Genomic DNA, 7,487 nt, shown 5'->3' with positions numbered 1-7,487 from the left:
GTCGGCTGGATCCCGGCGTTCGCCGGGATCACGACGGCGGGTGCAGAGAGCGGCGGGGCGAACGGCCTTCGCCGTCATCCACCCGCACCCGGTCCACGACCCCCTCACGCCCGCAGCTTCTTCCCCTCCGGGTCGAACAGCGGGTCGTTCGCCACCGTCGCGGAGTAGCGCGCGCCCAGGTACTCGATCTCCACGCTCTCCCCCACCGTCGCCAGCGCCACCGGCAGGTACGCGAACGCGATCATCTTGCGCACCGCGTAGCCGTAGTTGGCGCTGGTCACGTAGCCGACCGGCGCGCCGTCCTTCAGCACCGGTTCCTTGCCGAGCGCCACGGCCGTGTCGTCGTCGAGCGTCAGGCAGCAGAGCCGGGTCGGCACGCCGGCGGCCTTCTGCGCCTCGATGGCGGCGCGGCCGATGAAGTCGCCCTTCTTCATGTTCACCGACCAGCCGAGCCCCGCCTCCAGCGCCGTGCGGTCGCCGGTGAGGTCGGCGCCGGCGAGCCGGTAGCCCTTCTCGATGCGCAGGCTGTCGAGCGCCCCGATGCCGCAGGCGACGAGCCCGTGCGGCGCGCCGGCCTCCACGAGGGCGTCCCAGGTGGCCCGCCCGTGCGGGGCCGGCATGTAGATCTCGAAGCCCAGTTCGCCGGCGTAGGAGATGCGCAGCACCCGCGCCTCCACATAGCCGATCTGGATGAGCCGGCTCTTGTAGTAGGGCACGCCCGCGTCCGACACGTCGCTGTCGGAGACCGCCGCCAGGATTTCCCGCGCCTTCGGCCCCCAGAGGCCGATGCCGCAGTATTCGTGCGTCACGTTGCGGATGCGCAGCCGGTCCGACCCGAGGCCCTTCGCCCGCGCCACCTTCTGCATGTGGGCGAGGTCCGAGAGGCCCGATCCGGTGCCGGTCAGCATCAGGAATTCGTCCGCCCCGGTGCGCGTCACCACCATGTCGGATATCACGCCGCCTCGCGGGTTCAGCATGCAGGTGTAGACCACCTGGCCGACCGCCTTGTCCACGTCGTTGGCGAGCACGTAGTTGAGGAAGCGCGCCGCCTCCGGCCCCTCCACCACCAGCTTGGTGAAGGTGGAGATGTCGTAGAGCCCCGCCGCCGAGCGGGTCGCCACCGCCTCGGCGCCCTGGATCGGCGACCATTCCTCCGCCGCCCAGCCCTCGCGCTTCGGCAGGGCGAGGTTGGCGGTCAGCGGCGCGTTGGCCTCGTTCCAGGCCGGGCGCTCCCAACCGGCCACGTCCCAGAAGTGGGCGCCGTTCGCCACGTGGCGGTCGTGCATGGGCGAGGTGCGCAGCCCCCGCGCCACCGACGGCTGGGCCAGCGGGTGGATGATGTCATAGACCTCCCGGTACTGCTGCGAGCCGCGGTCGTTCACATAGCGGCGCGTGGTCTGGAAGCGGGCGAAGCGGTTCACGTCCGCCTCGCGCACGTCGATGCCCGGATCGCCCTCCACCATCCAGTGCGCCATGGAGCGGCCGATGCCGGCCGAGTGGGTGATCCACACGCCCTCGCACACCCAGAAGCCCGGCAGGTCGGCGTGCTCGCCCATCAGCGGCATGCCGTCCGGCGGGAAGGAGAAGATGCCGTTGAAGGCGTCCGCCTGGGCGGCGCCCGCCACCACGGGGAAGAGGTTCACGGTCGCCCGGTGGCATTCCTCGAAATGCTCCGGCGTGAACTCCATGCAGGAGGGCATGCGCGGCGCCAGCCGGAAGGGAAGCAGCGTCTCCGCGTCGACGGGCAGCGGCGCGTGGCGGTAGTTGCCGATGCCGAACTGGTCGAAGTGCTGGCGGAAGTAGAGCGAGTGGTCCTGCGCGCGGATCAGCGGCATGGCGCTCTCCACCGCGCCGCCCTGGCTCAGCTCCTTGAGGATGCCGAGCGCCTCGGTCTTCACATACTGGTGCTGCATGGGCTGGAGCGCGATCGGCACGCCCGCGAGGCGCCCCACCTTCGGCCCCCAGATGCCGGCGCAGCAGAGCACCATCTCGGCCTCGATGCGGCCCTTGTCGGTGACGACGGCCGACACGCGCCCGTCCGTCCGCTCGAAACCCGTCACCTCCACCTCGCCGTGGAAGTCGATGCCCGCCGCCCGCGCCGCGATGCCCATCGCTTCCGCCGCGAGCAGCGGCCGGCCGATGCAGTCGTCCGGCACGTAGAGGCCGCCGTGGATCTTCGTCTCGTCGATGATCGGGATCATCCGCTTCACCTCGGACGGACCGAGGATCTCGCCCGGGATGCCCCAGCTCTGCTGAAGCCCGCGCCGCCGCTTCAGCTCCTGCATGCGCGCCGGCGTTTCGGCGAGCTCGATGCCGCCGAGGAAGGCCGCGCCGGACTTGCCGTCGACCTCGAGCCCCGCGAACGTCTGGATGGTGTAGCGCGCCCAGGAGGCCATGGTGCGCGACGTGTTGGTCTGGAACATGCCGCCCGGCGCGTGGCTGGTGGAGCCGCCCGTGCGGAACAGCGGCCCCTGGTCGATGACCACCACGTCGGTGACGCCGAGCTTGGCCAGATGATAGGCGGTCGACGTCCCCGCGATCCCGGCCCCGATGATGACGATCCGCGCCCGATCCCGCATGAACCCGTTCCCCTTGATGCCGCCCGTTCGATCCGTCCCCTAACGTCACCCCAATCCCCGCCCGGCGAAAGGACGGCGGCGACATGCGGGGGGAGGAAGGCGACACGGGGGTCGGGAACGTTCAAGGGGGCCGTCAGCGACATTTCGGGTTTAAGCGCAGGAAAACCGGGGATTCCCTCGCGGCCCTCGGTATACACGGTCTTCTTTCTACCCGATCTTTGTTGGCACTGGGGCCAGCCCTACCACTATCATCCGTGTCACAGTATTTACCTTGTCCCGCACCATGTAACATTGCAGCAATACAATTTCTTTATTCATATAGTTTAGCAGAGCTCCTTGCAACATAGATTTCATATCCGAAGGAACGCTAAAACTAAGCGGCTTCTGCTCATCAGCTATACGCGCCTTTCCCCAGCCCGTCTCTTTATTGTACTGAATTATATCGCAACTGACTACTCGCATCCGCTCATCAACAGTCGCTGACTCGATCTCGCTAGCCATCTCTCTATTCAAGTAAACGATTTTACTTTCAAGATACACCGGACTGCGCGTCCTAATCTCCAAAGAAGTTGCACTCCTTCGAAGTACTTTTGCCATCTCGCTAGCAAGCGGCGCAGACATTGAAAGAAGCTTTTGTTCTTGCTCTGAACTGATTTTCGACAGCTCGTCCGCTTTCGCTGCGACCGACCTACTTCTCTCAAGCTCTGCTATTCGTCTCTCGTAGTTTTCGATGACGTTCGCCGTCAAACCTTGCTTCAGCGCCTGATCGTGCTGAATTATGCTTAGAGCCCTACTCATGTTCTCAGAGTCATTATCGTTGATTCTTCCGACGGCATCTACTATTTGCCGCACTTCGTTTAAGCTATTTGCCACGTCCGAGTCCGAAGACTTCCCAATGACGCGATCGAAAACATAGGCCAGCATGTTTTGCATGGTCACGTTGACGAAATAATCTCCTGCCATAGCCATTAAAGGCGCTAAAGCGAAAATATCAAACGAGCCATCCCCATGAGGCTTCAAAAATATTTCCTGATTACTTCTGACAGTTACTTTATCTGTGAAGCGTCCTCTCTTTCGAAACTGATCTAACTTCACTAAAAGGCGGGCTGCGGCATATTGGAATCGCGCTGCCTCATAGAAGTTCATTTTATGATCACTCGATAGTGCACCATCGAAGTGGAAAACGATCTCTTCTTCCATTCCTGCCCCCTCCAAATCCGCCCATCTGGAGACTGGCCTGAAAGCAGTAGTGAACGCTAGAATCTACACCAGAATAAGTTGTGGAAAAAATGCTGATACGTGACCCTTTCGAGCCCCATCAGCTACGGTTCGAAAAGTTCGTGAGGAAATGGGGGGGCACGTTTTGAGCCATTCTACGCAAATGCGCTTTTGGAACGGCACTAAATAATAGGTATGCATCAATGCGCGCCTGATGTTGTCCAAGTATCCGAAAGAACACAGTTTATCAGGGTTTATTGGAAAGTCTTTATCCTCCTCTCCCCCGGCAACGCCCACCACGGCACCCCCGGCTTCAGGTGATGCTCGTGGTGATACCCGAAGTGAAAACACGTGAGCAGGGACACCAGCCACGGATAGTCCTGCGTCCGCGCGTTGTGGGCGTCCTTGAAGCCCTCCTCCTCGTGCCGGTGCGGCAGATACGTGCCGAAGTAGAAGAGTTGCAGGGATGAGCCGAGGGCGGGCACGCCGTAGAAGAGCACGAGGTTGACCGGGTCGGCGCCGAGCGCCAGCCACCAGACCGTCACCACGGTGCTGACGAAGGCGATCGAGCCGAGGCCGAAGTAGCGGGTGAAGAAGGTGCGGTACCACGGCCAGAAGTCTTCCGGATTGCCGGCGTAGAAGTCCGGGTCAGCCTCCGTGCCGGGGGCGCGGTGGTGGTCCATGTGCGCCGCCCGCACCTTCCGCCAGGCAAAGCCCGCATAGAGAAGAAGGATCAGCGACCCGACGGCCGTGTTGAGCCGCGGCCGGCCGGGCGCGAGCGAGCCGTGCATGGCGTCGTGCGCGACGATGAAGACGCCGACCGACAGCCACACCTGCACCAGCATCACCACCGGCACCAGCGGCGCGGTCGCGGCCGTCACCGGCAGGAAGAAGACCGCCGCGACGTGGAGCGTCAGCCACGACCCAACCACCAGCGCGCAGAGCGTCAGCCCGATCAGCCCCTGATGCGGCCGGACCGCCCCGCGCCCGCCCGTTCGCGCCCCCCGCGCGCGCGCCGGCGGCGCCGGCCAACCGCGGGCGGGGAAGGGATCCGGCGCGGCGGTCGGCGGCGCGGCGGCGTCAGGGGCGTTTGGCATCTCGGGTCTCGTCATGGCCCTTCATATAACGCGCCACCCCGCCCCCGGCGACCAGCCCGCCGCCCGAGGCCCGCGCCGCGCCGTGCCCGACCCGTCCCCGCGCCCTGACCAGCGGTTGCACATCCGGGCGCCCCCGGAAGGAACGGATCCGGCCTCCCCTCCGCCTGCCTCGCAACCCCCTCGCCAATCCACGCATCATGCATGCACTTTTCAAACGCAATTATCGCGAATTGCTGCGTTGCGTCCGATTGGCGTACGCAATCATGCGTAGACCCGCCCTAATGTTCCGTTCACTATTTAAGATTGAAATCCAAAGCGGCCCCAACAACACAAAGCATGGCCCATGGCGATCGAAAAACCAGTCCCCACCGGGCGCGAGAGCCCGTTCCACGAAGACGAGTTCATCGTCACCAAGACGGACCTGAAGGGCCGTCTCACCTACGCGAACGACGTCTTCCTGCGGGTGTCGCGCTTCACGTCCCGCGACGTCATCGGTCAGCCGCACAGCATCATCCGCCATCCGGAGATGCCGCGGTCGATCTTCAACCTGCTCTGGGAGCGGATCGAGGCGAAGTCCGAGATCTTCGCCTATGTGGTGAACCTTGCCTCCAACGGCGATCACTACTGGGTCCTCGCCCACGTCACCCCCAGCTTCGACGCCGCCGGCAGCGTCGTGGGTTACCACTCCAACCGGCGCAAGCCGGATCCCCGGCAGATCGACGCCATCCGGCCGCTCTACGCGCGGCTGATGGAGGAAGAACGCCGTCCGTCGAACCGCAAGGACGGCATGCAGTCCGCACGCGCGCTCCTCGATTCCATTCTGGCCGGCAAGGGCGTGAGCTATGACGAATTCATCCTCTCTGTCTAAGGCCCGCTTCGCCGGCTATGTGGCGGGCGGCGCCATGGTGGTCCTCGCCGTGAACCACCTGACCGACGTGCTTCCCTTCGCGGTCGACCTCGCCGTCTCGGCGATCGGGCTCGCCGCCGCCGGCTTCGGCGTGTTCTCCCTCGCCGAGCTGGAGGGCGTCATCGTCCGCCTCGCCGCCGTCTGCGAAGCGGCCGGCAAGGGCGACCTGGAGGCCCGCGTGCTGGAGGCCTACCAGCCCGGCCCGGTGGGCGTCCTGCAGAACCAGGTCAACCGCGTGCTCGACGTGTCCGACGCCTTCGTGCGCGAGGCCGCCGGCTCCATGGCCGCCGTCGCCTCCGGGCGCTACTACCGCAAGGTCATGCTGCGCGGCATGCCGGGCGCCTACGTCACCGCCGCCCGCACCCTCAACGCGGCCACCGACACCATGGACGAGCGGACGAAGGCCTTCGCCAAGTTCGCCGAGGAGAACGTGCGCGTTGTGATGAGCAGCGTCTCCGCCGCCGCCGCCGAGATGGAGGCGAGCGCCGGGTCCCTCGCCGCCGTCGCCCAGCGCAGCCAGGGCCTTGCGGCGTCCGCGGCCAGCGCCTCCACCCAGACCACCTCCAACGTGCAGTCCGTGGCGGCCGCCGCCGAACAGCTGTCCGCCTCGGTGGACGAGATCTCGCGGCGGGTCACCGATTCCTCCGGCGTCACCCGCGCCGCCGTGGAGCAGGCGGCCCGCACCAACCAGGTGGTCTCCGGCCTTGCCGGCGCCGCCGACCGGATCGGCGACGTGGTGCAGCTCATCACCTCGATCGCCGAGCAGACCAACCTCCTCGCCCTCAACGCCACCATCGAGGCGGCGCGGGCCGGCGAGGCGGGCCGAGGCTTCGCGGTCGTCGCCAGCGAGGTGAAGTCGCTCGCCGGCCAGACCGCCAAGGCCACCGACGAGATCCGCGCCCAGATCGCGTCCATCCAGGCGGAGACCCGGCTCGCCGCCTCCGAGATCGCCGCCATCACGGAGACCATCCGCGGCGTCGACCAGATCGCCTCCGCCATCGCCGCCGCCGTGGAGGAGCAGGGCGCCACCACCCGCGACATCTCCCGCAACGCCAGCGAAGCCGCCGCCGGCACCGGCAACGTCTCCGGCAGCGTCATCGGCGTCAGCGAAGCCGCCTCCGAAACCGGCACCGCCGCCTCCCAGGTCCTCGACGCCGCCGCCGAACTCTCCCGCCACGCCCAGATGCTCAGCAACCAGATCGACACCTTCCTCACCCGCAGCACCGCGGCGTGAGGGAGGGGAGGGAGAGAAGCGAGACGGAAAGGGGAGGAAAGGCGGCGGGCGATGGAGTGTGTACGGGCGACGGAGTGCCCTCCGGCAAAGCAGGGTCCACTCCGCCCTCCCCACCTCGTCATCCCGACGAAAGTCGGGATCCAGCCGACGCGTCCGACCGGTACACCGTCGCGGGTTCACCCACAGACGATTGGACCCCGGCATCCGCCGGGGTGACGACCTGAGGGCATGACGGCGGATACGCGGCCCGGCCCACCCGCTCCACGCCTGCCCCCCCCCTCCTCCATCGTCATGGTCCGCGCAGGCGGACCACCCGCGCATGCCCCTGGCACCGCCCGGCGGAACGCGTGGATGGTCCGGCAGAACCGGACCATGACGATGTTGGCGGAAGCGGCGATTTCACCCTAAGGGCACCCCACCCGACCCGATCGTCATGGTCCGCGCAGGCGGAC

The 7,487-nt window shown here is 66.2% G+C and carries 5 protein-coding genes; 2 read left to right on the top strand and 3 right to left on the bottom strand.

Annotated features, from left to right (window positions below; genetic code table 11):
• Positions 1–104: 104 nt before the first annotated feature.
• The 3 genes from BUQ68_RS22400 to BUQ68_RS22390 all read right to left on the bottom strand — a co-directional run bounded on the left by BUQ68_RS22400 (position 105) and on the right by BUQ68_RS22390 (position 4,894).
• Positions 105–2,579 (bottom strand): GcvT family protein, encoded by a 2,475-nt coding sequence (locus BUQ68_RS22400; RefSeq protein ID WP_075218253.1) that lies wholly within the window; start codon positions 2,577–2,579, stop codon positions 105–107.
• 207 nt (positions 2,580–2,786) lie between these two features.
• Entirely contained in the window at positions 2,787–3,779 is a 993-nt protein-coding gene (locus tag BUQ68_RS23490; RefSeq protein ID WP_075218252.1) for a hypothetical protein, read from the bottom strand.
• Between the two features lie 272 nt (positions 3,780–4,051).
• Entirely contained in the window at positions 4,052–4,894 is an 843-nt protein-coding gene (locus BUQ68_RS22390; RefSeq protein WP_083656824.1) for a fatty acid desaturase, read from the bottom strand.
• 343 nt (positions 4,895–5,237) lie between these two features.
• Here BUQ68_RS22390 and BUQ68_RS22385 point away from each other — a divergent pair, with 343 nt between their 5' ends.
• Both BUQ68_RS22385 and BUQ68_RS24475 read left to right on the top strand, forming a co-directional pair.
• Complete coding sequence (locus BUQ68_RS22385; protein WP_095407411.1) at positions 5,238–5,762, top strand: PAS domain-containing protein; 525 nt, start codon at positions 5,238–5,240, stop codon at positions 5,760–5,762.
• The gene (locus tag BUQ68_RS24475; RefSeq protein ID WP_075218251.1) at positions 5,737–7,035 is read left to right on the top strand and encodes a methyl-accepting chemotaxis protein; all 1,299 of its coding nucleotides are present in this window, start codon (positions 5,737–5,739) and stop codon (positions 7,033–7,035) included. The genes BUQ68_RS22385 and BUQ68_RS24475 overlap by 26 nt, the downstream gene beginning before the upstream one ends.
• Positions 7,036–7,487: the final 452 nt, after the last annotated feature.

The sequence above is a fragment of the Mongoliimonas terrestris genome (genome assembly GCF_001927285.1).
Lineage (GTDB): Bacteria > Pseudomonadota > Alphaproteobacteria > Rhizobiales > Pleomorphomonadaceae > Chthonobacter > Chthonobacter terrestris.
Note: the sequence above shows the minus strand (reverse complement) of the source record. Positions and strands in the feature narration are given on the sequence as shown.